This is a genomic window from Streptomyces sp. NPDC057616 (assembly GCF_042800575.1).
Taxonomy (GTDB): Bacteria; Actinomycetota; Actinomycetes; order Streptomycetales; family Streptomycetaceae; genus Streptomyces.
Genome location: NZ_JBHVGU010000017.1, coordinates 138,691 through 165,674 on the forward strand (window position 1 = coordinate 138,691; position 26,984 = coordinate 165,674).

A 26,984-nucleotide genomic window follows, 5' to 3' on the forward strand; every position below is an offset into this window, starting at 1 on the left:
ATAACCGCGTATACGGGTCTTCGATCTCCCTGTGCCGCTAAACTCCGGTCACCCTTCTCCCCGTTGGCAGCGGGATTCGATTACCGGGCGCGGCGCACCAATGCGTACGCCTCCTAGAGATCTCCACCCCGGTACGCATGCGTCGCCAGACCGGACAAATGCCGGTCCGCATTGACCGCGACGGGGACCGGAACCGCACCGAACAGGTCGCGGTCCGACAAGGAGTCGCCATAGGCGATGCAATCGGCCCGCGTCACCCCGAACTCCCGGCACAGCCGGTCGGCTATCTCGACCTTGGCCGCGGCACTGAGAACTCCGGAAGGATCCACCGGCTCGGTGAACGGAACGGCGGGAAAACGCGATCCGAAAGCCGCATGTGCACCCCACGCGGTGAGCCGCTCGACAAAGAAGGACGGCGAGAGCGACACAACCGCGCAGTATTCGCCCGCCTGCCGGATTTCCACCCAGACCTCGCGAATAGCGCCAGCCACGGCGCATCCTCGAAAGCCGCCGACACATGCGCATCGGTCAGGTCCGCCCAAAGCGTATGAACCTGCGTCGCGTACTGCGACGGATCCAGAAGGCCCGCGGAGATGGCCTCGTCGAGCGCCACGGCCTCGGCTTCCAGCCCCAGCAAGCCGGCCGAGGCCGGTCCACGTTTCACGTGAAACGTCCACCGTTGCCGACGGCTATGCCCTTGCCCACGACATGGCCAAAAGCTCCTGCTTCTCGTCGGAAACCGGTGGACGGCGAGGCCGCCTGTCGGACAGCCTGACCTGCGTGCCGACTGACTCCCTCTCTCGACTCCCCATCCGCCGTCTGACGCTCCGGGATCTCGCCGCCTGCGCCGACTTGTCCGAGAACCGGGGGTGGCCGCGCGAGGAGCACAAGTGGGGCTTCCTCCTCACGGCCGGAAAGGGATACGGCATCGACGACCCCGAGGGGGGCCTGATCAGCGCCTGCGTCGTCACCGAGTACGGGCCTCAGGACCAGCCTTCTCTTGGGGCCATCGGCATGGTTCTGGTCGCCGAACGCCATGCCCGCCAGGGCATCGGACGCCAACTGATGCGGCACGTCGTCTCGTTGATGGGCACCACTCCACTGACCCTGCACGCGACCCCGTACGGTCGCCCGCTCTACGAGGAGCTCGGCTTCAAGGTCACCGGCCGGGCCGAGATGCTCCGAGGGCACTTCACGCCCGTCGGTCCGGCGCCCGAGGTCGTCACACGGGCGGCCACCGCCGAGGACCTCACGGCGATCCTCCGCCTCGACGAGGAGGTGTTCGGCGCCGACCGCACGCCCGTCATCACGCGGCTGCCGGCCTTCGCGGATCGCATGAGGGTCGCCGAGGAGAACGGCCGGCTCATCGGTTACGCGGCCGCCTGGCCCAACATGGACACGCATGTCGTGGGCCCGCTGATCGCCCGCGACACGGAGACGGCCAAGGCGCTCATCGCCACTCTCGCCGCCCACACGGACCGCCCCGTGCGCACTGACATCGACGTACGGCACGAAGAGCTTCTGACCTGGGCGAAGGAGCGTGGGCTGGCGAGCGTCGCGTTCAACTCGGTGATGACGTACGGGGTCGCCGAACTGCCCGGTGACTGGACCAGGCGGTTCGCTCCGTTGACCGTGGCGGCGGGCTGAACCCTGCCCACGAGCTCGGCTGTGCGTAAGGTGCGGGCATGGGAGATCTTGAGATACGGCCCGCCACGGCGGACGACGTGGCCGCGATCGTCGCGATGCTCGCCGACGACCCGCTGGGGGCCCAGCGCGAGTCACCGGACGATCTGACGCCCTACCTGACGGCGCTGGAGCGCCTCGCGGCCGACCCGAACCAGCACCTGATGGTCGCGGTGCGGGAGGGCAGCGTCGTCGGGACGCTGCAGCTCTCGATCATTCCCGGCCTGTCGCGCCGCGGTGCCACCCGGTCGATCATCGAGGCCGTCCGCATCCACGCCGACGAGCGCGGCAGCGGCCTGGGCACACGGCTCATCGAGTGGGCGATCGACGAATCCCGGCGCCAGGGCTGCCAGTTGGTCCAGCTGACCTCCGACAGCTCCCGCACCGACGCCCATCGCTTCTACGAGCGGCTCGGCTTCACGGCCTCGCACGTGGGCTTCAAGCTTCCGTTGTGAGTCCGTGAAGCCTCATGTTTCACGTGAAACAGGCTTCTAGCCGGAGCGTCGGCGTCAGCCGATCCCCCGCCATCCCTCCGGGTCCACCCCACCCGGCACAGGAGCCTCCTCCTCGTACGGCTGACGGGTGAACACGAACGACCCGAGGTCCAGGTGGCTCACCGTTCCGTCAGGGCGCCGTACGGCCTTCAGGAGCTCTCCGGCGTAGTAGCCCTCCCATCCGGTCCAGGTGCCGTCGCCGTTCGCCTTGAAGCGCGAGCGGCGGCCGCTGCCGGACAGCGGCTCCAGCGAGACGCCCGCGTCGACGGACAGCCGCAGGGCGAAGGCATACGTCCCCCAGTACCACGGTCCCGCCAACTCCATTACGGACGCGTCCACTTCGGACAGCGGTCGCCACGGATCGGGAATGCGGGGCTCGGCGTCGGCGACGATCCGTACGAGGTCGGCGCCGACGTTGGACAGCAGCGGGCCGGACGTGCAGTTCGCCAGCACCACCGCCGCGACGTCGTCCTCGACGCTGAGGGTGAGGTTGGCCAGAAAGCCCGGCAGCGACCCGGAGTGCCCCACGAGCAACCGGCTGTCCCGGCGCTGGATCTGCAGCCCCAGTCCGTACGCCGCGCCGTCCAGCACATCGGACGCTTCGGCCGGAGCCGCGGGTGTCCGCATCTCCCTCACGCTCTCGGCACTGAGCACCCTGTCATCTCCCCGGGCCAGGAAGACGGCGAAGCGCGCCAGGTCACCCGTGGTGGACCAGAGCTGTCCGGCGGCGGCCATCCGTCCCAGGTCCTCGGTGGGTTCGGGTAGCAGGACGTCGGCCCAGGGGTGCACGGCCCAGCCGCCGGCGTGGGGTGCCTTCGGGTGGGCGCTCGTACGGTCGAGGCCCAGGGGTTCGAGCACTTCACGCCGAAGTACCTCCTCCCACGGCTCCCCGCGCAGCTTCTCGACGAGCGCGCCCAACACGGTGTAACCGGGGTTGGAGTAGTGGAAGCGGCGGCCCACCGGATGCACGAGGGGCTGCTCGCCGAGCACATCGGCGAGTTCGGGGCGCAGCGATCCCGGGGTGCGCTCCCACCACGGGGCGGGCGACTCCGCCGCCAGTCCGCTCGTGTGGGCGAGGAGATCGGCGATGGTCACCTCCCCCGCGCCGGTTCCCGGCAGGTGCTTCTCCAGCGGATCACCGAGGTCGAGTGCGCCCTCGTCCCGCAGCCGCAGCACGAGAACGGCCGTGAAGGTCTTGGTGATCGAGCCGATGCGGTACTGCACGTGCTCGTCCGGACCGTGCCCCTCCACCGACGTCCGCGCACCGTGCCAGACCGCCCGGCCGCCTCGTACGACCGCCGCGACCAGTGACGGCGCTCGTCCTTCGGCCTGGGCCACGGCGATCCGGTGCAGCAGCGCTCGACGCGTGCCGGGGAGCAGCTCTTCCTGAGGTGTCGTCATGCGCACAGTCCATCCCGCGGGGCGCTCGAGCGTCGAGTCCATTTGTGCGGGTCAGAGACCGACTTATGGAGGGTGACCGCCCCGGACGGCTCAGGTCTGCGCCATGTCCACGAACCGCGAGTAGTGGCCCTGGAAGGCGACCGTGATCGTCGCCGTCGGGCCGTTACGGTGCTTGGCCACGATCAGGTCGGCCTCGCCCGCACGCGGCGACTCCTTCTCGTAGGCGTCCTCGCGGTGCAGCAGGATGACCATGTCGGCGTCCTGCTCGATGGATCCGGATTCACGCAGGTCGGAGACCATCGGCTTCTTGTCGGTGCGCTGCTCGGGACCACGGTTCAGCTGGGACAGCGCGATGACCGGGATCTCCAGCTCCTTGGCGAGGAGCTTGAGGTTACGGGACATGTCCGAGACCTCCTGCTGACGGTTCTCGGCGCGCTTGGAGCCGCCGGACTGCATCAGCTGGAGATAGTCGATGACGACCAGCCGGATGTCGTTGCGCTGCTTGAGGCGACGGCACTTGGCCCGGATCTCCATCATCGACAGGTTCGGTGAGTCGTCGATGAACAGTGGCGCGGCCGACACGTCCGGCATCCGGCGGGCCAGACGCGTCCAGTCCTCGTCGGTCATGGTGCCGGAGCGCATGTGGTGCAGCGCCACGCGGGCCTCGGCGGACAGCAGACGCATCGCGATCTCGTTGCGCCCCATCTCGAGGGAGAAGATGACGCTCGGGAGATTGTGCTTGATCGACGCGGCCCGGGCGAAGTCCAGCGCGAGGGTGGACTTACCCATGGCGGGACGGGCGGCGATGACGACCATCTGGCCCGGGTGCAGTCCGTTGGTGAGCGAGTCGAAGTCGGTGAAGCCCGTGGGGACACCGGTCATCTCGCCGGAGCGGGAGCCGATCGCCTCGATCTCGTCGAGCGCGCCCTCCATGATGTCGCCGAGCGGCAGATAGTCCTCGCTGGTGCGCTGCTCAGTGACCGCATAGATCTCGGCCTGGGCGCGGTTGACGATCTCGTCGACGTCGTCGTCGGCCGCGTATCCCATCTGTGTGATGCGGGTGCCGGCCTCGACCAGGCGGCGCAGGACCGCGCGCTCGTGCACGATCTCCGCGTAGTACTCGGCGTTGGCCGCCGTCGGCACGGTCTGGACGAGGGTGTGCAGATACGACGCCCCGCCCACCTTGTTGATCTCGCCGCGTTTGGTGAGTTCGGCGGCGATGGTGATGGGGTCGGCCGGCTCTCCCTTGGCGTAGACGTCCAGGATCGCGACGAAGATCGTCTCGTGCGCGGGCTTGTAGAAGTCGTGGCCCTTGAGGATCTCCACGACGTCGGCGATGGCGTCCTTCGACAGCAGCATGCCGCCGAGGACGGACTGCTCGGCGTCAAGGTCCTGGGGCGGCACCCGCTCGAAGGAGGTGCTGCCGCCCTCCCACTCACCACCGTCACTGCCTCGGTCGTGCTGCTCGTCGCGTCCGCGTCCCCCGTCGCCGCGACGACGGGAGGCGGGCAGACGATCGCTGGGACCGCTGTCGGCCCACGGGTCGTCCAAGGGCTCGGAAATGCTCACCGAGCCACCTCCTCCCGTCCGCCCCCGAGCGGACCTAGCCATGCCCCTATTTCTACGGCACGGCACTGACAAATGAGAGGCCCAACTCCGGTTGTTGGACGTCGGTTTTGGGCTGGTCTCCCTGCCGACGAACGGAGCGGGCGCCGGACCACGGTAGGCCCGCTGACGACGTCAGCCAATCTGGTTATCCACAGGCCATGTGGACGACGGCCCCGATGCTGTGGAGAACTCCGCAAAACCTGTGCACGACCCGGTGGACAGCCCTGTGAACAAGCTCGGACGTCACCCACGAAACCTCTCCTGACCTGCAACTTTCCCGTCCACCGGCTGTGCAGAAGAAAAACTTCCCCAGTCGGACCAAGATCTCTTCGAACGACGCCCGAAAGAGCAACCACAACGGAGCGTCGTAAGGGTCATTGACGCGTTGCATCTCTTACCTGTGGACGATTACATTGGTGCACATGACACAGGCTCCAGCGACCCCCAAGGCCACCCGGCGACAGCACGATCGAGAGATCGTCGCGCTGGCCGTCCCGGCCTTCGGTGCACTCGTCGCCGAACCCCTGTTCGTCATGGCCGACAGCGCGATCGTCGGCCACCTCGGCACCGCCCAACTCGCCGGTCTCGGCGTCGCCTCCGCCCTCCTGACGACAGCGGTCAGCGTCTTCGTCTTCCTCGCGTACGCCACCACGGCGGCCGTCGCCCGACGCGTCGGCGCCGGCGACCTCCAGGCCGCCATCCGCCAGGGCATGGACGGCATCTGGCTGGCCCTCCTGCTCGGCGCGGCCGTCATAGCCGTCGTCCTCCCCGCGGCACCGTTTCTCGTGGAGCTCTTCGGCGCCTCGGACACCGCGGCACCCTACGCGACCACCTATCTCCGCATCTCCGCCCTCGGCATCCCGGCCATGCTCGTCGTCCTCGCCTCCACCGGCGTCCTCCGCGGCCTGCAGGACACAAGGACACCTCTCTACGTCGCCGTCGGAGGCTTCGTCGCCAACGCCGCCCTCAACGCCGGCCTGGTCTACGGCGCCGACCTCGGCATCGCAGGGTCGGCCTGGGGCACCGTCATCGCCCAGTGCGGCATGGCCCTCGTCTATCTCACGGTCGTCGTCCGCGGAGCACGCCGGCACGGAGCCTCCCTGCGCCCCGATGCCACCGGGATCCGGGCCTCGGCCCAGGCCGGTGCGCCTCTCCTCGTCCGCACGCTCTCACTGCGGGCGATCCTGATGATCGCCACGGCCGTCGCCGCCCGCCTCGGAGACGCCGACATCGCGGCCCACCAGATCGTCCTGTCGCTGTGGAGTCTGCTCGCCTTCACCCTGGACGCCATCGCCATCGCCGGCCAAGCCATCATCGGGCGCTATCTCGGCGCCGGTGACGCCCAGGGCGCCCGGGACGCCTGCCGACGGATGGTCGAGTGGGGCATCGCGGTCGGGTTCGTACTCGGTGTCCTGGTGATCGCGGCGCGTCCCGTGTTCCTGCCCCTGTTCACCAGTGACCCCGTGGTCAAGGACACGGCCCTGCCCGCTCTGGTCATCGTGGCGCTCTCACAGCCGATCAGCGGCGTCGTCTTCGTCCTGGACGGTGTCCTGATGGGCGCGGGCGACGGCCCCTACCTTGCCTGGGCCATGGTCGTCACCCTGGCCGTCTTCAGCCCGGTGGCTCTCCTGATCCCGGTCCTCGGTGGCGGACTCACCGCCCTGTGGGGAGCGATGACACTGATGATGGCGGTCCGCCTGATCACTCTCTGGCTGCGTGCCCGCTCGGGCCGCTGGATCGTCACCGGCGCGACCCGCTGAGCCGTTTCACGTGAAACATCGCGGGCTGCCACGTTTCACGTGAAACGAGCGGCACGGCATGGAAGAGGGGCCGCACCACAGGGGTGCGGCCCCTCTCACAACTGCTCAAGCAGAGCGCAGCGGTCAGGCCGCGACGACCTCGATGTTGACCTTGGCGGCAACCTCGGGGTGCAGACGCACGGACGTCTCGTGGGCGCCCAGCGTCTTGATCGGCGAGCCCAGCTCGATGCGGCGCTTGTCGACCTCGGGACCGCCGGAAGCCTTGATCGCGGAAGCGATGTCGGCCGGGGTGACGGAACCGAAGAGACGACCGGCGTCGCCGGAGCGGACAGCCAGGCGGACCTTGACGCCCTCGAGCTGGGCCTTCACCTGGTTGGCCTGCTCGATGGTCTGGATCTCGTGGATCTTGCGAGCACGACGGATCTGCTCGACGTCCTTCTCGCCACCCTTGGTCCAGCGGATAGCGAACTTCCGCGGGATCAGGTAGTTGCGAGCGTAACCGTCCTTGACGTCGACGACGTCGCCGGCGGCACCGAGGCCAGAGACCTCGTGGGTGAGGATGATCTTCATGAGTCGGTCACCCTTCCCTTAGCGCGCGGTGGACGTGTAGGGCAGCAGCGCCATCTCACGGCTGTTCTTCACGGCCGTGGCGACGTCACGCTGGTGCTGCGTGCAGTTGCCGGTCACGCGGCGGGCACGGATCTTGCCGCGGTCGGAAATGAACTTCCGCAGCATGTTCGTGTCCTTGTAGTCCACGTACGTGACCTTGTCCTTGCAGAAAGCGCAGACCTTCTTCTTAGGCTTGCGCACAGGCGGCTTCGCCATGGTGTTTCTCCTGTGTGATCAAGAAGTTTGGGTACGACCCACCCTCGGCCCGAGGCCTAGAAGGGGGGCTCGTCCGAGTAGCCGCCGCCACCGCCGCCGCCGGAGTTTCCACCCCAGCCGCCACCGCCGCCGCCCTGGCTGCCACCGGCGGGAGCGCCGGTCGCCCACGGGTCGTCGGCGGGAGCGCCGCCGCCCTGCTGACCGCCGCCGGAGCCACCGCCCCAGCCGCCGCCACCCTGGCCGCCGCCACCGCCGCCGTTGTAACCGCCCTGGCCACCGCGGCCGCTGGTCTTGGTGACCTTGGCCGTGGCGTTGCGCAGGCTGGCGCCGACCTCGTCGACGTCCAGTTCGTAGACCGTGCGCTTGACGCCCTCACGGTCCTCGTAGGACCGCTGCTTCAGCCGGCCCTGCACGATGACGCGCATGCCTCGCTGGAGCGACTCGGCGACGTTCTCCGCCGCCTGACGCCAGACCGAGCAGGTCAGGAACAGGCTCTCGCCGTCCTTCCACTCGTTCGTCTGACGGTCGAAGGTGCGGGGAGTGGACGCGACACGGAACTTCGCGACCGCCGCACCGGAAGGGGTGAAGCGCAGCTCGGGGTCATCGACAAGATTGCCGACGACCGTGATGACGGTCTCGCCTGCCATGGGGGAACCTCTCGGCGGGTTTGCTGCTGGCTGCTTGTGCTGCTACTCGAATCCCGGGATCGACCGAGCGGAAGCTCAGTGGGTCTCGGGACGGAGGACCTTGGTCCGGAGGACCGACTCGTTCAGGTTCATCTGGCGGTCGAGCTCCTTGACGACCGCAGGCTCGGCCTGCAGGTCGATGACCGAGTAGATGCCCTCGGGCTTCTTCTTGATCTCGTACGAGAGACGACGACGGCCCCAGGTGTCGACCTTCTCGACCTTTCCGTTGCCCTCACGGACGACGGAGAGGAAGTTCTCGATCAGCGGGGAGACAGCGCGCTCCTCGAGATCGGGGTCGAGGATGACCATCACCTCGTAGTGACGCATGTGGAACCCACCTCCTTTGGACTCAGCGGCCACGGTCGTTCCGTGGCAGGAGGGTCGTGATGCGTACGCAACGGTATCGGCCGCCACTGACAATCGGGGGCCGGCGAGCGGCTTCCCCGGTCTGGCCTGGGCGGTTTCCCCGGCAGTGCCTGGGCAGACACCGGTGCAGACCGTACAGAGTACCCGCACACCGGCTTCCGGTTGAAATCCGACCACCAGGGCCGTCAGTCTGTACACATCGGGTGTGCATGGCGCTACGATGCGCCGTCTTCCGCAGGAGGTGCCCCATGGCACAAGCATTGCGACCCAATACCGTCGGAGGCCTCTTCGCCACGGACGGAAAGCCCCACCCCCTCCAGGACACGCTGCTCGCGGTGACCCTGGTGCTCGGCCTGGTGGCGTTCGTGACGGGCTTCTTCGACCACCTGCATCTGCTGAGCTCCTGGGCCGGCCTGGTGGGGATTCTCACCGGTGCGTACGGCCAGTGGATCTCGGAGACGACACGTGAGCGCTTCGGGCTCGTCCTGGGCCTCGGCGCCTCGGGTGTCGGCTTCTTCCTCGGCATGGCGCACGGCGGTCTCTTCGGTGGGGTCATCAACTGACGCCAGGGACACCGTCTCCCCAACTCTCCATAAAATGCCACGGAACGCCCCGGCGGCCCACGAGCCGGGGCGCAGGTTTCGTACGCCCACTCGGGGCGCTCGCAAGGCGCAGTAGGCTTCGGCGCGAGAGCCGGAGCCCCTGAACCCATGGGGACACACCAGCCCGAGGAGCGCCCCGAATGAGCCTGACCCTGAGGACGATCAGCCGCGAGCAGCATCTGGCATACATCCAGAGCCTGCCGTCGGCTAGCCACATGCAGGTTCCGGCCTGGGCGGACGTCAAGGCGGAGTGGCGCTCCGAGAACCTCGGCTGGTTCGACGACCGTACCGGTGAGATGGTCGGCGCGGGTCTCGTCCTCTACCGTCAGCTGCCCAAGATCAAGCGCTACCTCGCCTATCTGCCCGAGGGCCCGGTCATCAACTGGTTCGCACCGAATCTGACCGAGTGGCTGGAACCGATGCTCGCCCACCTCAAGCAGCAGGGCGCCTTCTCCGTGAAGATGGGCCCGCCGGTGATCATCCGGCGCTGGGAGGCCGGCTCCATCAAGCAGGGCATCCAGAACCCGGACGTGAAGCGGCTGCGCGACATCGAGGCCGACTTCATCGAGCCGCGCGCCTTCGAGGTCGCCGACAAGCTGCGCCGGATGGGCTGGCAGCAGGGCGAGGACGGCGGAGCCGGCTTCGGCGACGTCCAGCCGCGCTATGTCTTCCAGGTGCCACTGGCCAACCGCTCCCTGGAAGAGGTCCACAAGAACTTCAACCAGCTGTGGCGCCGCAACATCAAGAAGGCCGAGAAGGCCGGCGTCGAGGTCGTCCAGGGCGGCTACCAGGACCTCGATGAATGGCAGCGGCTGTACGAGATCACGGCTGTGCGCGACCACTTCCGGCCCCGCCCGCTCTCGTACTTCCAGCGCATGTGGTCGGCCCTCAACTCCGAGGACCCCAACCGCATGCGGCTGTACTTCGCCCGGCACAACGGCGTGAACCTGTCGGCGGCGACCATGCTGATCGTCGGCGGGCACGTCTGGTACTCCTACGGCGCCTCCGACAACATCGGCCGTGAGGTCCGGCCCTCGAACGCGATGCAGTGGCGGATGCTGCGGGACGCCTACGCGCTCGGCGCGACCGTCTACGACCTGCGCGGCATCTCCGACTCGCTGGACGAGACCGACCATCTCTTCGGCCTCATCCAGTTCAAGGTGGGCACGGGCGGCCAGGCCGCCGAGTACCTCGGCGAGTGGGACTTCCCGCTCAACAAGCTGCTCCACAAGGCGCTCGACATCTACATGTCGCGCCGCTGAGCCCCATCGGCCCCGGACGTTTGCTTCGATAAGTCCGACAGCTTCGTTCGCTTCCATACCTCTGATACACCGCAGCCACCAGAAAGGTTCCAGGTCCGGCCATGGCGCTCACGCTCTACGTCGACACCGCGCGCTGGCGGGCGCATCACAAGCACGTGCAGGAGCAGTTCCCCGGGCTCGTCCCGGTCTGCAAGGGCAACGGCTACGGCTTCGGGCACGAGCGGCTGGCGGAGGAGGCCACGCGGCTCGGCTCGGACATCCTCGCCGTCGGCACGACGTACGAGGCCGCGCGCATCAAGGACTTCTTCGGCGGGGACCTGCTGGTGCTGACGCCGTACCGGCGCGGCGAGGAGCCCGTACCGCTGCCCGACCGCGTCATCCGCTCCGTGTCCTCGGTGGACGGCGTGTACGGCCTCGTGGGCGCCCGCGTGGTCATCGAGGTCATGTCCTCGATGAAGCGGCACGGCATCAGCGCGCAGGAACTGCCGCAGCTGCACGCCGCCATAGAGAACGTCCGCCTCGAAGGCTTCGCCATCCACCTGCCGCTGGACCGCACCGACGGCTCGGACGCCGTCGAGGAGGTCATCGGCTGGATGGACCACCTGCGTGCGGCCCGCCTGCCACTGCACACGATGTTCGTCAGCCACCTCAAGGCCGAGGAACTGCACCGGCTTCAGCAGCAGTTCCCGCAGACGCGCTTCCGCGCCCGTATCGGCACGCGGCTGTGGCTGGGGGACCACGACGCCACCGAGTACCGCGGGGCGGTCCTGGACGTCACGCGCGTCGCCAAGGGCGACCGCTTCGGCTACCGCCAGCAGAAGGCGGCCTCCGACGGCTTCCTGGTGGTCGTGGCGGGCGGAACCTCGCACGGGGTGGGGCTTGAGGCCCCGAAGGCGCTGCACGGCGTCATGCCGCGCGCCAAGGGCGTCGCACGGGCCGGCCTCGCCACGGTGAACCGGAACCTTTCTCCGTTCGTCTGGGGCGGCAAGCAGCGCTGGTTCGCGGAGCCGCCGCACATGCAGGTCTCCATCCTGTTCGTGCCGTCGGACGCGCCCGAACCGAAGGTCGGCGACGAGCTGGTGGCCCATCTGCGGCACACCACCACGCAGTTCGACCGCCTCATGGACCGCTGAGCGGGACGGGGAGCAGCCGAAAGGCCGTACACAGGCTGTCCCGTGTACGGCCTTTCGCTTGTACGGCCTTTCGCTTGTACGGCCCATCGCTTGGCTCACCGGTGGCTCGTCGACGCCGTGCGCCTGCTCGCCTCGGCCTGTTCGCTCAGAGCGAACCCTCTGTGGAGGACGCCGTTCCACCGCTTCCCCACTCGACCTGCGGTCCGTCGAAGTGGGCGGCGTGCCGCGGGGGATGGGCCGCCGGGCCCAGGGCGAAGACGTCCTCCGCGCCGTCGAGCACACCCCCTGACGGATCGTCGTCGCCGGCCCGGCGCACCGGGTCCCGCTCCGGCATGAGGATGTCGCGCACGATGACGGTGCACAGGTACAGCGTCCCCAGCAGGTGCACGCCGATCGCCCAGTGATAGCCGTCCTGCGGCAGTCCCTTGTGTGCGTCGCCGCTGGTCGTGTATGCGAGGTACAGCCAGATACCCAGGAAGTACGCGACCTCGCACGCCTGCCAGATCAGGAAGTCCCGCCACTTGGGCCGGGCCAGCGCCGCCAGCGGGACCAGCCACAGCACGTACTGCGGCGAGTAGACCTTGTTGGTGAGGATGAACGCCGCGATGATCAGGAAGGCGAGCTGGGCGAAGCGCGGACGGCGTGGAGCCGTCATCGTGAGCACCGCGATGCCCACGCAGCACAGCACCATCAGCGCCGTGGCCAGGTTGTTGACGGTGTCGGTGGTCAGCGGGTGGTCCGAGTTCTGCGCCAGGATCAGCCAGAAGGACCCGAAGTCCACGCCCCGGTCGTGGCTGAACCGGTAGAACTGCGACCAGCCGTCCCAGGCGAAGAGCATCACCGGCAGGTTCACCACGAACCAGGCGACGACCGCTCCCGTCAGCGCTCTGCCGAAGTCCCGCCACTTGCCCGCACGCCAGCACAGCACGAACAGCGGCCCGAGCAGGAAGACGGGATAGAGCTTGGCGGCCGTAGCAAGCCCCAGGAGGACTCCGAAGGCGACGGAGCGCCCCCGGGACCACATCAGCATCGCCGCGGCCGTCAGAGCGACCGCCAGCAGGTCCCAGTTGATGGTGGCGGTCAGCGCGAAGGCGGGCGCCAGGGCGACCAGCAGCCCGTCCCAGGGTCGCCGGGCGTGCGTACGGGCCACGCAGACCGCGATGACGGCCGCGCACACCATCAGCAGGCCGGCGTTGACCATCCAGTACCACTGCTCCTGGTCCTGGATGCTGCCGCTGCCGGGCGTGAGCCAGGCGGCCACCTCCATGAACACGCCGGTCAGCACCGGGTACTCGAGGTACGGCATGTCGCCGGTGAGCTTGTCGAAGTACGGCACGAGCCCGTCCGCGAAACCACGCCCCTGGTAGAGGTGCGGGATGTCGGAGTAGCACGCCTTCGTGTACTGCGAGCTGGCACCGAAGAACCAGGCGCCGTTGTAGCACGGCGCCTTCTGGACCAGTCCGAGGGCGAACATGCCGATCGCCACCAGCGCGACGACCCGGACGGGAGTCCACCAGGACGTCCCGAGCAGGGCGCGCCGCCCGACGGGGCCACCGATCAGCTCGCTGCCGGCCGCGGCGACCTCGTCTTCCCTGGTCGGCCGCACCGGGTCCGGTTCGTGCACGCTCGCTTGCGTGGATTCTGCGCTGGGCATGCCGCACATCCTGCCGTACGTGTCTAGGTATACGCCGAGGGTCTCGTTATACGCCGAGGGTCTCGTTATACGCCGAGGGCCGCCGCACCGTTCAGGTGCGGCGGCCCTCGTTTCACGTGAAACATCGACCGGTTTCACGTGAAACACCCGTGCCGGGCGTTTTGGCGCTAGCCGCCGTTCCCTCCGAAGAGGCCGCCGTTGCCGTTGCCTCTGCTGTTGCCGGTCCCACTCGTGTCCGTGACCGTCGGCGACGGGGAGACACCCCCGTCCGTGCCACCTGTGGTGGTACCGCCCGTATCCGTGCACTGCCAGCCGAACCGGCAGGAGTCGGTGGGCGTCGGCGTCGGACTCGTCAGCGTCTCACTGGGCGTCGGCGTCGGGGTCGGCGTGGCCTGCTGGGTGTCGCTCACCGTCGGGGTGGGCGTCGGGCTGGGCACGTCGTTGACGACCTCACCGAACGGGACCGGGGTCGGGAAGTCCTTCGCCGGCACGTTCTTGAGCGCCTCCGCCATGTAGTCGTGCCAGATCTCCGCAGGGAACGAGGCACCGTGGATCTTCTTCTGGCCGCCCGTCCCGTACATCTCGAGGAACTCGCGCTTCTTGTTCTTCTCGTTGTCGTCCAGGCGGAACATCGTGATGGCCGTGGACAGCTGCGGGGTGTAGCCCACGAACCAGGCGGACTTGTTGCCGTCGGTGGTACCGGTCTTGCCCGCCACCTGGCGGCCGGGCAGCTTGGCGCTGGTACCCGTGCCCTTGTCGACCACCGTCTTCAGCACGTCGGTGACGTTGTCGGCCACCTGCGACGTGAAGGCCTGCTTGACCTTGTCCTCATGGGTGAAGACGGTGCCGTCCTTGCTCGTGACCCTCTTGACGGAGAACGGGTCACGCTGCTCACCGCTGGACGCGAAGGTGCTGTACGCACCCGCCATGCGGATCGCGCTCGGGTCGGAGATACCGATGGAGAACGACGGGTAGTTGGTGCCGGCGAGGCTGGTCTTCAGGATGCCCGCGTCGATCGCGGACTCCTTGACCTTGTCCAGGCCGACGTCCATGCCCAGCTGGACGTAGGCGGAGTTCACCGAGAACTGCATCGCCTGACGAAGGTCGATCTGGTACTTCGGCGGACTGCCCACGGACTCGTTGCCGTCGTTCGTCTGCAGCCACTCCTTGCCCTTGTCGTCCTTCCAGATGTCCCCGTTGTACTCCTTGATCTTGAGCTTGTTCTGGCCGCTGTACAGGCTCTTGGGCGAGATCTGGGTGCGTTCGTCCTGCGCCTGCTCGCCTCCGAGCTTGGGGTCACGCACCCCCCACTTCATGGCCGCCGCGAGCACGAACGGCTTGAAGGTCGAACCGACCTGGGCACCGGTCGCGTCGGCGTTGTCCGTGAAGTGCTTGGTCGCGTCCTCACCGCCGTAGATGGCCTTGATGGCGCCGGTCGTCGGGTCCACCGAGGCTCCGCCGAACTGGACGTGAGTGTCCGTCTTCGGTCGCTCCTTGGGGTTTATGTTGCCCTTCTGGACCTTGGAGACCGACGCCTCGAGCTGCTTGACCTTCTTCTTGTCGAAGGTCGTGTAGATCGAGTAACCGCCCCGCTGCAGGTCGTTGGCGGAGATGTTCGTGTTGTTGATCAGGTAGCTCTTCGCCAGGTCGACGAGGTAGCCGGTCTGGCCGCTGAGGGCGGTGTTCGACCGCGGGTTCTTCACCGGCGGGAGCTTGGTGTACTTGGCCCGCTCCGCCTGGGGCAGATGCCCGTACGCCACCATCTTGTCGAGCGTGTTCTGCATCTGGCTCAGGGCACGCCTCTGGTTGTCCTGGGGCGTGGCGGCCGGGTCGATGGAGGTCGCACCGGCGGGGTCGTAGTACGTGGCGCCCTTGAGCATCGCCGCCAGGAACGCGCACTCGCCCGGGTTCAGCTTCACGGCGTCCTTGTTGAAGTACGCCCGTGCCGCCGCCTGGATGCCGTAGGCGTTGCGTCCGTAGTAGGCGGAGTTGAGGTAGCCCGCCATGATCTCGTCCTTGGGGACGGTGGCGCCCACCTTTATGGAGATGAAGATCTCCTTGAACTTGCGCGTGATCGTCTGCGACTGGTCGTCGAGGCGCGCGTTCTTGACGTACTGCTGGGTGATCGTGGAGCCACCCTGCGTCGCGCCGCCGCTGGCCATGTTGAAGACCGCGCGGGCGATGCCCTTCGGGTCGATGCCGCTGTCGGTGTAGAAGGTCTTGTTCTCCTGGGAGACGACGGCGTACTGCATCGCCTTGGGGATCTGCGAGAGGTTGACGCTCTGGCGGTTGGTCTCACCACCCGTGGCGACCATCTCGCTGCCGTCGTTCCAGTAGAAGACGTTGTTCTGCGCCTTCGCGGCCAGCGCCACGTTCGGGACGCTCACCATGGCGTACCCGATGCCCGCCACCGCCACGATGCTGCCGACGAAGCCGATGAACAGGCCTGTCACCAGCTTCCACGACGGGATCCAGCGCGCCGCGCCGTACTTTCCGGCGCGCGGATAGTCAATGAAGCGCTTCCGGGCCGGCGCAGCGGCGCGCCCCCGGCCGGGTCCGGTGGGACCGCCGGGTCCGCCGCGTCGACCTCCGCGGCCCGGCTCGGCTGCTCTACGGCGGCCGCCTCCAGTTCTCTGTGCCGCGCGGCGGGCCTCGGCGCGGCCACTGTAGGACCGCTCCTCGTCTCCCGACCCATATGCGTCGGAGGGAGATCCGGTGGCGCCTCGCGGTGCCGCACGGCGGCCGGAGGACGAGCCGGACGCGCCGCGTCGTGCTGCGGCACGCCCTCCTCCCTGCGGCTGCGGCGGTTTGCGACGGTGCTCGCTCATCGAACGACTACTCCTCGGGCAGGCGCACCCCTGTGCGCCTGGAAACGGCAGCTGGTTTCCGGTCCCCCCGAAATACGGATGCGGTCGATCGCTCATTCATCCGTACGGCACCTAGGACGAGGACGCCCCCTTGCGTCACTCGGTTCCCGCTGATGTGCATGGCGCACAGACTACGCACCGTCAAAACCCACCGAGCCCGCAAGTTCACCCCAAATCCGGCAACTTGCCTCGGATGAATAAGTGGTGTGATCCCGTTCACCGTCTCCCCACTTGTCGCATCCGGATGGCCGTTCTATCGTCTTGATGTATCGAGTCGATACATCGGAGCGAGATAAGGACGAGGAGGCGAGGGGATGAGCCGGAGGTCCGGGATCCTCGAGTTCGCCGTACTCGGCCTGCTCCGCGAGTCCCCGATGCACGGCTACGAGCTGCGCAAGCGGCTCAACACGTCACTGGGCGTGTTCCGCGCGTTCAGCTACGGGACGCTCTACCCCTGCCTCAAGACGCTGGTCGCCAACGGCTGGTTGATCGAGGAGCCGGGGCACTCTTCCGAGGACGCCCTCGCCGCACCACTCGCAGGGCGTCGCGCCAAGATCGTCTATCGGTTGACGGCGGAAGGTAAGGAGCACTTCGAGGAACTGCTCTCGCAGACGGGTCCGGACGCGTACGAGGACGAGCACTTCGCCGCCCGTTTCGCCTTCTTCGGCCAGACGTCACGCGATGTGCGCATGCGCGTCCTCGAGGGCCGCCGCAGCCGGCTGGAGGAGCGTCTGGAGAAGATGAGCGCCTCCCTGGCGCGCACCAGGGAGCGCCTCGACGACTACACGCTTGAGCTCCAGCGCCACGGGATGGAGTCCGTGGAGCGCGAAGTGCGCTGGCTGAACGAGCTCATCGAGAGCGAGCGGGCCGGACGGGACCTGAAGGGTCCTGCCTCCGGGGGGTCCGCTCAGCAGGACAACACCACTGGATCGACGGGCGGCCTGCCCCGTCCCGGGGACACCCCCAGGACGGATACGCCCGGCGACACCGCCACGTGAGAGCCCGGTCAGGGCCTCACTCGTACACACAGGGAGCAACCGGAATGGGTTCGGTTCGCGTAGCCGTCGTCGGCGTGGGCAACTGCGCCGCGTCGCTGGTGCAGGGAGTCGAGTACTACAAGGACGCCGACCCGGCGTCGAAGGTCCCCGGCCTGATGCATGTGCAGTTCGGTGACTACCACGTGCGCGACATCGAGTTCGTCGCCGCGTTCGACGTCGACGCGAAGAAGGTCGGCCTCGACCTCGCGGACGCGATCGGCGCCTCCGAGAACAACACCATCAAGATCTGCGACGTGCCGTCCACGGGCGTCAAGGTGCAGCGCGGCCACACCCTCGACGGTCTCGGCAAGTACTACCGCGAGACCATCGAGGAGTCCGAGGCCGAGCCGGTCGACGTCGTCCAGATCCTCAAGGACAAGCAGGTCGACGTCCTCGTCTGCTACCTGCCCGTCGGTTCCGAGGACGCGGCGAAGTTCTACGCCCAGTGCGCCATCGACGCCAAGGTCGCCTTCGTCAACGCCCTTCCGGTCTTCATCGCCGGCACCAAGGAGTGGGCGGACAAGTTCACCGAGGCGGGCGTCCCGATCGTCGGCGACGACATCAAGTCGCAGGTCGGGGCCACCATCACGCACCGCGTCATGGCGAAGCTGTTCGAGGACCGCGGTGTCATCCTCGACCGCACCATGCAGCTGAACGTCGGCGGCAACATGGACTTCAAGAACATGCTCGAGCGTGATCGCCTGGAGTCCAAGAAGATCTCCAAGACGCAGGCCGTCACCTCGCAGATCCCCGACCGGGACCTCGGCGAGAAGAACGTCCACATCGGCCCGTCCGACTACGTCGCGTGGCTGGACGACCGCAAGTGGGCCTACGTGCGTCTCGAGGGCCGTGCCTTCGGTGACGTCCCGCTGAACCTGGAGTACAAGCTCGAGGTCTGGGACTCCCCGAACTCGGCGGGTGTCATCATCGACGCCCTGCGCGCTGCCAAGATCGCCAAGGACCGCGGCATCGGCGGTCCGATCCTGTCCGCGTCCTCGTACTTCATGAAGTCCCCGCCGGTCCAGTACTTCGACGACCAGGCCCGCGAGAACGTCGAGATGTTCATCAAGGGAGAGGTCGAGCGCTAAATCGCGCCCCCCTCGCTCAAAACGCTCCTGCCAGGGCTCTGAAGGTCCCCGGGTCACCCGACCCGGGGACCTCCCCATGTGTGAAGCTGTGCCCCATGGCCGTCGTCCGTGATCTGCGCGTCCTTCTGCGCTTCGCGAACTTCCGGCGCCTGCTCACCGTCCGGCTGCTCTCCCAGAGCGCCGACGGCGTGTACCAGGTCGCACTGGCCGCCTACGTCGTCTTCTCCCCGGAGAAGCAGACCTCGGCCGCCGCGATCGCCTCCGCGATGGCCGTCCTGCTGCTCCCGTACTCCCTCGTGGGCCCCTTCGCCGGCGTCCTCCTGGACCGCTGGCGCCGCCGCCAGGTCTTCCTCTACGGCAACCTCCTGCGCGCCCTGATGGCGTCCGCGACGGCCCTCCTGATCCTCAGTCACGTCCCGGACTGGCTCTTCTACGTCTCCGCGCTGAGCGTCACCGCCGTCAACCGCTTCGTCCTCGCGGGCCTGTCCGCCGCACTCCCGCGCGTGGTCGACGCCGAGCGCCTCGTGATGGCCAACTCCCTTTCCCCGACCGCCGGTACGCTCGCCGCGACCGCGGGCGGCGGCCTCGCCTTCGTCGTACGGCTCGTGATGGCCGACTCCGACGCCGCGGTGGTCCTGCTGGGCGCGGTCCTCTACCTGTGCGCGGCACTGGCGTCCCTGCGTCTGCGGCCGGAACAGCTCGGTCCCGACCAGGAGTTGGTGCAGCCGCACCTGGCCGCGGCCCTCGCCGGCACGGCGCGCGACCTGGCGGCAGCCGTACGGCATCTCGCCGCCCCACCCCGGCGGGAGGCCGCCTGGTCGCTCCTCGCGATGACCCTGATGCGCTTCTGCTACGGCGCCCTGCTGGTCATGCTGCTGATGCTGTGCCGGTACTCCTTCACCTCGAACACGGACCAGGGCCTGCGGCTGCTGGGGACCGCGCTGGGGACGTCGGCGGCCGGCTTCTTCACGGCGGCCGTGGTGACTCCCTGGGCCGCGGGACGGCTCGGCCCGGGACGCTGGATCGCCACGTGCGCCGCCGCGGCCGCGATCCTGGAGCCGGCGCTCGGCCTCCCGTTCGCCATAGGCCCGATGCTCGTTGCGACGTTCGTTCTGGGGCTGACGACCCAGGGCGCGAAGATCGCGACGGACACGATCGTCCAGTCCGCCGTGGAGGACGGCTTCCGCGGCCGGATCTTCTCCGTCTACGACGTGCTCTTCAACGTCGCCTTCGTCGGCGCCGCCGCGGTGGCCGCCCTGATGCTGCCGCCGGACGGCCGTTCCGTACCGCTCGTGGTCACAGTCGCCGTTGTCTACGGGGCAGTTGCTGCGGCTATGGCCCGCTTTGAACGTCGGTAAGTGTCACATCAAAGCCACAGAGTCCCCCTCAACTACAGAAGTGTCAGTGGAGCCCGGTAACTTACGTGCGTCTTACGCACCTCTTATGTGTGCTGCTCACCAATCTCTTCTAGGGGGACCCCCAAAGTGACGACTCCGCCGCCCCAGGGCCAAAACCCGTTCGCACAGGGCCAGCAGCAGCCGTACGGCCAGCCTCAGGCCCCGGCCCCGTACCCGCCCCAGGGCGGCGCGCCTTACGCTCCGGTGCCTCCAGCTCCGCCCGCCAAGCGCTTCAACAAGAAGGTGCTGCGCATCGTCGGGATCATCGTCCTCGCGATAATCATCGGCGTGGTCAAGTGGCAGCTCGGCAAGACGGACGCCGAGACCACCTCCAAGGGCAGCTGCATGCACAACTCGGGCACGCAGAGCGACCCGAAGCTCAAGACGGTCGACTGCTCCTCGAGCGACTCCCAGTACAAGGTCGTCGAGAAGTTCGACAACACCAGCGACAGCAACAAGTGCAAGACGGTCGCCGACGCGGAGATCGCGTACTACCAGACGGGTGACAACCACGACGTCGTCCTCTGCCTGAAGACGATCAAGTAGGTCGGGAGCGACCGACGTTGAGCGATGTTTCACGTGAAACATCGCCACCAGGAACTGAGAGCGCCGCATCGGACTCATCCGGTGCGGCGCTCCTGTGCGGTCCTGTTTCACGTGAAACATGGCCGCCCTCGTGTGTGTCAGGCCTGCTGCTCGGCCCACCACTCCTTGAGCGCCGCGACCGCCGCATCGTGCTCCATCGGCCCGTTCTCCAGCCGCAGTTCCAGCATCTGCTTGTACGCGCGGCCGACGATCGGGCCGGGATCGACCTCCAGGATCTCCATGATCTGGTTGCCGTCGAGGTCCGGGCGGATGGAGTCCAGCTCTTCCTGCTCCTGGAGCTGGGCGATGCGCTCCTCCAGGCCGTCGTACGCGCGCGACAGGGTCGCCGCCTTGCGCTTGTTGCGGGTCGTGCAGTCCGAGCGGGTCAGCTTGTGGAGGCGGTCGAGGAGCGGGCCCGCATCACGGACGTAGCGGCGCACGGCCGAGTCGGTCCACTCGCCGGTGCCGTAGCCGTGGAAGCGCAGGTGGAGCTCGACCAGTCGCGAGACGTCCTTCACGAGCTCGTTGGAGTACTTGAGCGCCGTCATCCGCTTCTTCGTCATCTTCGCGCCGACCACCTCGTGGTGGTGGAACGAGACCCGGCCGTCCTTCTCGAACCGTCGCGTGCGCGGCTTGCCGATGTCGTGCAGCAGCGCCGCCAGCCGGAGGGTCAGGTCGGGACCGTTCTCCTCCAGCGCGATCGCCTGCTCCAGGACGATCAGCGTGTGCTCGTAGACGTCCTTGTGGCGGTGGTGCTCGTCGCTCTCCAGACGCAGCGCCGGCAGCTCGGGCAGGACGTGCTCGGCCAGGCCGGTGTCGACGAGCAGGGTCAGGCCCTTGCGCGGGTGCGCGGAAAGGATCAGCTTGTTCAGCTCCTCCCGCACCCGCTCCGCCGAGACGATCTCGATCCGCCCGGCCATCTCCTTCATCGCCGCGACGACCTCGGGAGCCACCTCGAAGTCGAGCTGCGCGGCGAAGCGCGCGGCGCGCATCATCCGCAGCGGGTCGTCGGAGAAGGACGCCTCGGGAGTGCCGGGGGTGCGCAGCACGCGCGCCGCCAGATCGGCCTGTCCGTCGTGCGGATCGATGAACTTCTTCTCGGGCAGCGCGACGGCCATCGCGTTGACGGTGAAGTCGCGCCGGACGAGGTCCTCCTCGATGGAGTCGCCGTACGACACCTCGGGCTTGCGCGAGGTCCGGTCGTAGGCCTCCGACCGGTAGGTCGTCACCTCGATCTGGAAGCCGTCCTTGTGCGCCCCGACCGTGCCGAAGGCGATGCCGACCTCCCACAGGGCGTCCGCCCACGGCCGGACGATCTTGAGGACGTCCTCGGGGCGGGCGTCGGTCGTGAAGTCGAGGTCGTTGCCGAGCCGGCCGAGCAAGGCGTCCCGGACCGAACCGCCGACGAGAGCGAGTGAAAATCCCGCCTCCTGGAAACGGCGGGCGAGGTCGTCGGCGACAGGGGCAACCCGCAGTGACTCGCTCGGCACGCGGTGCGACTCCTGGCTCGGGACACTGAGGTGAGCTTCGTTGGCGTTCGGCACAACAGAAGAGGGTACGTGGCGGCGGCGGGCGCAAGCGCAACTATTAAGCCCGAGGACCCCTCTTAAGAGAGGGACGAACATCTCCCTGGATACGGGTACAAGACCTGCCCCTGGCGCGTACGGTGACGCTCTGCTTTATACACGTACATAAGGGACGACCTGCCGCCGTTCCCCGATCTTGTGGGCCGGTCCGCGGCACTTCCCCTCAGCGCGCATCGTTACCATGCGTGGACGCACATTCCGACGACCACTGACGACGACGAGGGACGGGCGAGCGCGTGGCCGAGGCGGCAGACTTCCAGGGGACGACTCCCTCACCTGCCCGCCGCTGGCTGCGGCGCACCGGGGCGCTGCTCACCGCGGCGCCTCTCCTGGCCGGTCTCCTCCAGCTGCCCTCCGCGTCATCCGCGGAAGCCGCTGGTCAGACGTCGGTGAAGGACGCCTCCGGCTCAGGCTCGGTGGCCGTCTCCGTGGACACGCTCACGCCGAACGTACCCACGGAGGGCGACACGCTGACCGTGTCGGGCACGGTGACCAACAACGGCAAGCAGACGGTCACCGGCGCCCATGTGGGCGTGCGCCTGGGTCCCAAGCTGGCCACGCGCTCGGCCGTCGACGACGCCGCCAACGGCAGCGACAGCCTCCGTGGCGCGACCGGCATCGAGGTCGGCGGCAAGTACGTCGAGAAGTTCCCCAAGCTCACTCCGGGGGTCGCCGAGCACTTCAGCATCTCCGTGCCGGTGGACAAGCTGGATCTGGGCAGCGACGGGATCTACCAGTTCGCGGTGTCGCTGAACGGCCAGACGTCCGCCGAGCCCTGGGACCAGGTCCTCGGCATCCAGCGGACCTTCCTGCCGTGGCAGCCCGGCGAGGCCGACACGAAGACACGGACGACGTTCCTGTGGCCTCTGATCTCCACGGTCCACATGACCGCGGAGACGGGTTCGAACGAGCAGCAGACGCCGGTCTTCCTCAACGACGACCTCGCCAAGGAGATCTCCCCGGGCGGCCGCCTCGACGAGATGCTGTCGCTCGGCAAGGACCTCGACGTCACCTGGGTGATCGACCCGGACCTGCTCGCCTCCGTCGACGCGATGACCCGCAGCTACCGGGTCCGGACCGGCGCCAACACCACGGCGCCGGGCACGCACCAGGCGGTCGCCAAGCAGTGGCTTGCCGATCTGCAGACGGCGGTGGCGGACAAGGAGGTCGTCGCCCTGCCGTTCGCCGACCCGGACGTGGCCTCCCTCGCGCACAACGGCACGAGCGTCACCGGCTCCCTGAGCCACCTCAAGGACGCCACCGACGTCGTCGACAACACGGTCGAGCCGATCCTCCACGTGAAGCCGGTCACCGACTTCGCCTGGCCCGTGGACGGAGCCGTCGACCCCTCCATCGTCAAGGTCGCCACCTCCGCGGGTGCCGATCAGGTGATCGCGCGCAGCGACAGCCTCCAGGAGACCGGCGGCCTGCCCTACACGCCGTCCGCCGCCCGCCCGATCGGCGGCGGGACCACGGCGGTGGTCGCCGACGCCCGCCTGTCCACGGCCTTCCAGGGCGACCTCACGACGGCGTCCGCCGGCACGCTCGCCGAGCAGCGCTTCCTCGCCCAGAGCCTCGCCCTCGACCTCCAGTCGGACAAGCAGCGCAGCATCGTCGTCGCGCCGCAGCGCATGCCCACGACGGGCCAGGCCCAGGCGATGGCCGCCGCGATCACCGCCCTCGAGGGCGGCACCTGGTCCGAGGCCCAGGAGCTCACGGCGGCCGCCAAGGCGAAGCCGGACCCGGGCGCCACGACGAGGGTGCCGTCGACCACGGCCTACCCCCGCTCGCTGCGCAAGCAGGAGCTGCCGCGCTCGGCCTTCGAGGCGATCGCGGCCACCCAGGACAAGCTCGACAACTTCACGGTGGTCCTCTCCGACGAGTCCCGTGTGGTGACGCCCTTCGGACGGGCGACGAACCGCGGGATGTCCACGTCGTGGCGCGGCCGCCCGGAAGCCGCCCAGAGCTTCCGCACCAACGTGGAGGAGCACCTCAACGTCCTGGCGGACCAGGTCAAACTGATCGACAAGTCCCCCACCAAGCTGTCCGGACGCAGCGCCACGATCCCCGTGACCGTCCAGAACAACCTCGTGCAGGGCGTCGGCCACCTGATGCTGCGCCTCACCTCGACGAACCCCACCCGCCTCCAGGTCGGCGGCCACGCCTACGACGAGCAGCCCGTGACGGTCTCCGGCGGCCACAGCCAGACGGTGAAGTTCACCACGTCCGCCAAGGCCAACGGACAGGCGACGCTGGTCGCCCAGCTGTACACGGAGGACGGCCAGGAATACGGCCAGCCCGTCACCTTCGACGTCAAGGTCACCGAGTTCACGGCCACCGTGATGCTGGTCATCGGCGGCGGCTTCCTCCTGCTGGTCCTCGCCGGCTTCCGCATGTACACGCAGCGCAAGCGGGCGGCCGCCCGTGAGGCCGAGGGCGACGGCCCCGACGAGGCGGGAGAGGCCGCCGAAGGCCCCGAGAACCCCGAGGGCCCGGACGACCGTCTCACTGAGGAGTCCGGCACCGACGCCCGGGCAGACGAGCCTGAGCAGCCGAGTGACCCGACACCGGACACCGCATCCGAAAGCGCCGACCCGTCCGGCACGGGTGAGAGAGTGGACCGTTGAGGATGCGTGGCCAGTGGGCCCGGGACGATGAGGTGGGGTAACCATGAACGCGCCGTACGACGGTGACCGCGGCCGGGCCGCGGGCGACTCGGGTCCGCCCGAGGGTCCGCAGCCCGAGCACGGCCAGGCGCAGCAGCAGCCGCCCGCCGACATGTACCTCCAGGACGCGTACGACCAGGACCCCTACCGCGCGCAGGACCTCTCCGCGCAGGACCCGGTCGCCGAGGCCCTCTACGACCGCGCCGCGCACCCTCCGCCGGCCCCGGGCACCTACCAGCCGCAGCAGCCGCTGTACTCCCGGCCGCCGCAGTCCCCGTACGCCCCCGACCCGAACGTGTGGGCCCAGACCCCCGCGCCGGAACCGGACGGCCGGGCCCAGCAGTACCTGCCGTACGGCGACGATCCCCGCAGGACCCAGTACGTGGGCGTCGACGACCTGGTCACCCAGGCCGGCGAGGAGCACCACGAGCCGGACGCCTTCGCGCACCTCTTCCGCGACCAGCAGCAGGGCAGCGGCTACCTGCCGTCGGACACCCCGTCGGTGCCAGGCCCCGCGCCCGCCCCGGGCGGTCCGTCACCGGCGCCGCAGTACCCGCCGCCGGGCGCCCCCGTGCCGGCGGCCGACCAGACCCTGAACCTCGGCGCAACGCCCGTCGCGGCCCTCGCATCCGCGCCCGTCCCCGCGCAGAAGGGCGGGAAGGCCGGAGGCCTGCTCAAGTCGAGCGCCGTGATGGCGGCGGGCACGATGGTCTCCCGCCTCACGGGCTTCATCCGCTCCGCGCTGATCGTCTCGGCCCTCGGCGTCGGCCTGCTCGGTGACACCTTCCAGGTCGCCTACCAGCTGCCGACGATGATCTACATCCTCACCGTCGGCGGCGGACTCAACTCCGTCTTCGTACCCCAGCTGGTGCGCGCGATGAAGGAGGACGAGGACGGCGGCGAGGCCTACGCCAACCGGCTGCTGACCCTGGTCATGGTCGCGCTGGGCGGCCTCACGGTGGTGGCGGTCCTCGGAGCCCCGCTCCTGGTCCGCCTGCTGTCCGGCTCGGTCGCCGGCGATCCGGCGGCCAACGACGTCAGCGTCACCTTCGCCCGCTACTTCCTGCCCTCGATCTTCTTCATGGGCGTGCACGTGGTGATGGGGCAGGTCCTCAACGCCCGCGGGAAGTTCGGCGCGATGATGTGGACGCCGGTCCTGAACAACATCGTCATCATCGTGACGCTCGGCATGTTCATCTGGGTCTACGGCACCGCCGCCGACTCCGGCATGACGGTCAACTCGATCCCGCCGGAGGGCCAGCGGCTCCTCGGCATCGGTGTGCTGCTGGGTCTGGTCGTCCAGGCGCTGGCGATGATCCCGTACCTGCGCGAGACCGGCTTCAAGCTGCGTCTGCGCTTCGACTGGAGGGGTCACGGGCTCGGCAAGGCCGTCACTCTCGCCAAGTGGACCGTTCTGTTCGTCCTCGCCAACCAGGCGGGCGCCATCGTCGTCACGCAGCTGTCCACCGCGGCGGGCAAGGAGTCGCCCGTCGACGGCACCGGCTTCGCCGCCTACGCCAACGCCCAGCTGATCTGGGGTCTGCCGCAGGCCATCATCACGGTCTCCCTGATGGCGGCCCTGCTGCCGCGGATCTCGCGCTCCGCGGCCGAGAACGACACCGGCGCCGTACGCGATGACATCTCGCAGGGCCTGCGCACCACGGCCGTCGCCATCGTGCCGATCGCCTTCGGCTTCGTCGCCCTCGGCATCCCGATGTGCACGCTGATCTTCGGCTCCTCGGGCACCAGCGAGGCCACCAACATGGGCTTCATGCTGATGGCCTTCGCCCTCGGCCTGATCCCGTACTCCGTGCAGTACGTCGTCCTGCGTGCGTTCTACGCCTACGAGGACACCCGGACGCCCTTCTACAACACGGTCATCGTGGCCGGCGTCAACGCGGGCGCCTCGGTGCTCTGCTACGTGGCGCTGCCGGCCCGCTGGGCCGTGGCCGGCATGGCCGCCTCGTACGGCCTCGCCTACGCCATCGGCGTCGGCGTGGCCTGGAACCGGCTGCGCAAGCGGCTGGGCGGCGATCTGGACGGCGCCCGTGTCCTGCGGACGTACGCCCGGCTCGCCATCGCCTCGGTGCCGGCGGCGCTGCTCAGCGGCGTTGCCTGCTACGAGATCGGCCACACACTGGGCCAGGGCGTCGTCGGATCCTTCGCTGCGTTGCTGGTCGGGGGGGCGGTTCTGCTCGGGATCTTCTTCGTCGCCGCCCGCAAGATGCGGATCGAGGAGCTGAACTCGCTGGTCGGCATGGTGCGCGGACGTCTGGGGCGCTGA

21 protein-coding genes and 1 pseudogene are annotated in these 26,984 nt (G+C 68.5%); 12 read left to right on the plus strand and 10 right to left on the minus strand.

The features are described from left to right. Window positions 1-113: 113 nt before the first annotated feature. Window positions 114-634: pseudogene (locus tag ACFU97_RS22565) on the minus strand (HAD family hydrolase); the annotation flags it as partial. 146 nt (window positions 635-780) lie between these two features. Between ACFU97_RS22565 and ACFU97_RS22570 the strand changes: the two are divergent. Both ACFU97_RS22570 and ACFU97_RS22575 read left to right on the plus strand, forming a co-directional pair. Beyond that, window positions 781-1,647 carry a GNAT family N-acetyltransferase gene (locus ACFU97_RS22570; RefSeq protein WP_384259231.1) on the plus strand — a complete coding sequence of 289 codons (867 nt, stop codon included), beginning with the start codon at window positions 781-783 and terminating at the stop codon, window positions 1,645-1,647. Between the two features lie 38 nt (window positions 1,648-1,685). After that, window positions 1,686-2,138, plus strand: coding sequence for a GNAT family N-acetyltransferase (locus tag ACFU97_RS22575; RefSeq protein ID WP_384259233.1), 453 nt, complete (start codon window positions 1,686-1,688; stop codon window positions 2,136-2,138). 54 nt (window positions 2,139-2,192) lie between these two features. Here ACFU97_RS22575 and ACFU97_RS22580 read toward each other — a convergent pair whose 3' ends face one another. Both ACFU97_RS22580 and dnaB read right to left on the minus strand, forming a co-directional pair. Beyond that, entirely contained in the window at window positions 2,193-3,578 is a 1,386-nt protein-coding gene (locus ACFU97_RS22580) for a serine hydrolase domain-containing protein (protein ID WP_384259235.1), read from the minus strand. Window positions 3,579-3,668: 90 nt separating this feature from the next. Next, window positions 3,669-5,147 carry a replicative DNA helicase gene (gene dnaB / locus ACFU97_RS22585; protein ID WP_384259237.1) on the minus strand — a complete coding sequence of 493 codons (1,479 nt, stop codon included), beginning with the start codon at window positions 5,145-5,147 and terminating at the stop codon, window positions 3,669-3,671. A 452-nt stretch (window positions 5,148-5,599) separates the two neighbouring features. Between dnaB and ACFU97_RS22590 the strand changes: the two genes are divergently transcribed. After that, complete coding sequence (locus ACFU97_RS22590; protein WP_384259239.1) at window positions 5,600-6,946, plus strand: MATE family efflux transporter; 1,347 nt, start codon at window positions 5,600-5,602, stop codon at window positions 6,944-6,946. A 123-nt stretch (window positions 6,947-7,069) separates the two neighbouring features. On the opposite strand, the gene rplI is transcribed toward ACFU97_RS22590, so the two are convergent. From rplI to rpsF, 4 genes are all read right to left on the minus strand, one after another. After that, window positions 7,070-7,516 carry a 50S ribosomal protein L9 gene (gene rplI / locus ACFU97_RS22595; protein ID WP_010032778.1) on the minus strand — a complete coding sequence of 149 codons (447 nt, stop codon included), beginning with the start codon at window positions 7,514-7,516 and terminating at the stop codon, window positions 7,070-7,072. Between the two features lie 18 nt (window positions 7,517-7,534). After that, window positions 7,535-7,771, minus strand: a complete 237-nt coding sequence (gene rpsR / locus ACFU97_RS22600; RefSeq protein WP_003949403.1) for a 30S ribosomal protein S18 — start codon at window positions 7,769-7,771, stop codon at window positions 7,535-7,537. A 56-nt stretch (window positions 7,772-7,827) separates the two neighbouring features. Further along, window positions 7,828-8,418, minus strand: a complete 591-nt coding sequence (locus tag ACFU97_RS22605) for a single-stranded DNA-binding protein (RefSeq protein WP_384259241.1) — start codon at window positions 8,416-8,418, stop codon at window positions 7,828-7,830. Between the two features lie 75 nt (window positions 8,419-8,493). Then, on the minus strand, window positions 8,494-8,784 hold the full coding sequence (gene rpsF, locus ACFU97_RS22610) for a 30S ribosomal protein S6 (RefSeq protein WP_006604399.1): 291 nt from the start codon (window positions 8,782-8,784) through the stop codon (window positions 8,494-8,496). 287 nt (window positions 8,785-9,071) lie between these two features. Here rpsF and ACFU97_RS22615 point away from each other — a divergent pair, with 287 nt between their 5' ends. The 3 genes from ACFU97_RS22615 to ACFU97_RS22625 all read left to right on the plus strand — a co-directional run bounded on the left by ACFU97_RS22615 (window position 9,072) and on the right by ACFU97_RS22625 (window position 11,820). Continuing rightward, window positions 9,072-9,386, plus strand: a complete 315-nt coding sequence (locus ACFU97_RS22615) for a hypothetical protein (protein WP_384259244.1) — start codon at window positions 9,072-9,074, stop codon at window positions 9,384-9,386. 179 nt (window positions 9,387-9,565) lie between these two features. Further along, window positions 9,566-10,687: a peptidoglycan bridge formation glycyltransferase FemX gene (femX, locus tag ACFU97_RS22620; RefSeq protein WP_384259246.1), complete on the plus strand. Its 1,122-nt coding sequence runs from the start codon at window positions 9,566-9,568 to the stop codon at window positions 10,685-10,687. Between the two features lie 101 nt (window positions 10,688-10,788). Next, a complete protein-coding gene (locus ACFU97_RS22625) occupies window positions 10,789-11,820 on the plus strand; it encodes an alanine racemase (RefSeq protein WP_384259248.1) in 1,032 nt (343 codons plus the stop codon). A 145-nt stretch (window positions 11,821-11,965) separates the two neighbouring features. On the opposite strand, the gene ACFU97_RS22630 is transcribed toward ACFU97_RS22625, so the two are convergent. Next, a complete protein-coding gene (locus tag ACFU97_RS22630) occupies window positions 11,966-13,474 on the minus strand; it encodes a glycosyltransferase family 87 protein (protein ID WP_384259250.1) in 1,509 nt (502 codons plus the stop codon). A gap of 167 nt (window positions 13,475-13,641) precedes the next feature. Then, window positions 13,642-16,302 carry a transglycosylase domain-containing protein gene (locus tag ACFU97_RS22635; protein WP_384259253.1) on the minus strand — a complete coding sequence of 887 codons (2,661 nt, stop codon included), beginning with the start codon at window positions 16,300-16,302 and terminating at the stop codon, window positions 13,642-13,644. 353 nt (window positions 16,303-16,655) lie between these two features. On the opposite strand from ACFU97_RS22635, the gene ACFU97_RS22640 reads away from it, so the two are divergent. From ACFU97_RS22640 to ACFU97_RS22655, 4 genes are all read left to right on the plus strand, one after another. After that, window positions 16,656-17,339 carry a PadR family transcriptional regulator gene (locus ACFU97_RS22640; RefSeq protein WP_384259256.1) on the plus strand — a complete coding sequence of 228 codons (684 nt, stop codon included), beginning with the start codon at window positions 16,656-16,658 and terminating at the stop codon, window positions 17,337-17,339. A 44-nt stretch (window positions 17,340-17,383) separates the two neighbouring features. Continuing rightward, window positions 17,384-18,466, plus strand: coding sequence for an inositol-3-phosphate synthase (locus ACFU97_RS22645; RefSeq protein WP_384259258.1), 1,083 nt, complete (start codon window positions 17,384-17,386; stop codon window positions 18,464-18,466). Between the two features lie 95 nt (window positions 18,467-18,561). Next, window positions 18,562-19,824, plus strand: a complete 1,263-nt coding sequence (locus tag ACFU97_RS22650) for an MFS transporter (protein ID WP_384259260.1) — start codon at window positions 18,562-18,564, stop codon at window positions 19,822-19,824. A gap of 243 nt (window positions 19,825-20,067) precedes the next feature. After that, window positions 20,068-20,409, plus strand: coding sequence for a hypothetical protein (locus ACFU97_RS22655; protein WP_384259262.1), 342 nt, complete (start codon window positions 20,068-20,070; stop codon window positions 20,407-20,409). A 137-nt stretch (window positions 20,410-20,546) separates the two neighbouring features. On the opposite strand, the gene ACFU97_RS22660 is transcribed toward ACFU97_RS22655, so the two are convergent. Further along, window positions 20,547-21,992 carry a CCA tRNA nucleotidyltransferase gene (locus tag ACFU97_RS22660; protein ID WP_384259264.1) on the minus strand — a complete coding sequence of 482 codons (1,446 nt, stop codon included), beginning with the start codon at window positions 21,990-21,992 and terminating at the stop codon, window positions 20,547-20,549. Between the two features lie 278 nt (window positions 21,993-22,270). Here ACFU97_RS22660 and ACFU97_RS22665 point away from each other — a divergent pair, with 278 nt between their 5' ends. Together ACFU97_RS22665 and murJ are read left to right on the plus strand one after the other, a co-directional pair. Beyond that, window positions 22,271-24,661, plus strand: a complete 2,391-nt coding sequence (locus ACFU97_RS22665; protein WP_384259267.1) for a DUF6049 family protein — start codon at window positions 22,271-22,273, stop codon at window positions 24,659-24,661. Window positions 24,662-24,704: 43 nt separating this feature from the next. After that, window positions 24,705-26,984: a murein biosynthesis integral membrane protein MurJ gene (murJ, locus tag ACFU97_RS22670; protein ID WP_384259269.1), complete on the plus strand. Its 2,280-nt coding sequence runs from the start codon at window positions 24,705-24,707 to the stop codon at window positions 26,982-26,984.